General features: G+C 74.6%; 1 protein-coding gene. It reads right to left on the bottom strand.

Features of this window, described 5'->3' with window-relative positions:
* Positions 1-30: 30 nt before the first annotated feature.
* The coding region (locus tag PUR61_RS00660) for a sensor histidine kinase (RefSeq protein ID WP_329874504.1) at positions 31-579 on the bottom strand (549 nt) is incomplete at its 5' end.

Genomic DNA, 579 nt, shown 5'->3' with positions numbered 1-579 from the left:
GCGGCCCCGGGCCCGGCGGGCCGGCGGGGGTCAGAGCGGGACGCTGGCGAGCATTCGGAACCGGCCCGTCCCGGTGTCCGGGACGGTCAGCTCGCCGTCGTGGGCGGCGAGGCGCTCGCGCAGTCCGCGCAGCCCTGTCCCGCTGCCCTGGGACGGGATCGGTTCGGCCGGCACCCCGTCGTTCTCCAGTTCCAGCACCGCACGGCCGTCCTCGCGCCGCAGTCGGATCGTGCAGTGGGAGGCCTCGCTGTGGCGCAGTATGTTGGTGGTGGCCTCGCGGATCACCCAGCCGAGTACCGACTGTACGGGCAGCGGCAGTTCGTCGGCGTCCTCGCCCAGGTCGATCGCGCAGGCCACGTCGGCGGCGCGCAGGACGGCCCGGGCGCCGATCGCTTCGGCGTGCAGGTCCGCCGTGCGGTAGCCGCGGACGACGTCCCGGACTTCGCGCTGGGACTCCTGGGCGATCCGCTGCACCTCGGTCATCTGGTCGGCGGCCTCCGGCCGGCCCCGGCGGGCCAGTTGGACGGCGAGCTCGCTCTTGAGCGCGATGGTGGTGAGGTTGCGGCCCATGACGTCGTG

It is taken from the genome of Streptomyces sp. BE20, assembly GCF_036322525.1.
Classification (GTDB): Bacteria; Actinomycetota; Actinomycetes; order Streptomycetales; family Streptomycetaceae; genus Kitasatospora.
The sequence above is the reverse complement of the archived record's forward strand: the minus strand, read 5'-3'. Positions and strand labels throughout refer to the sequence as shown.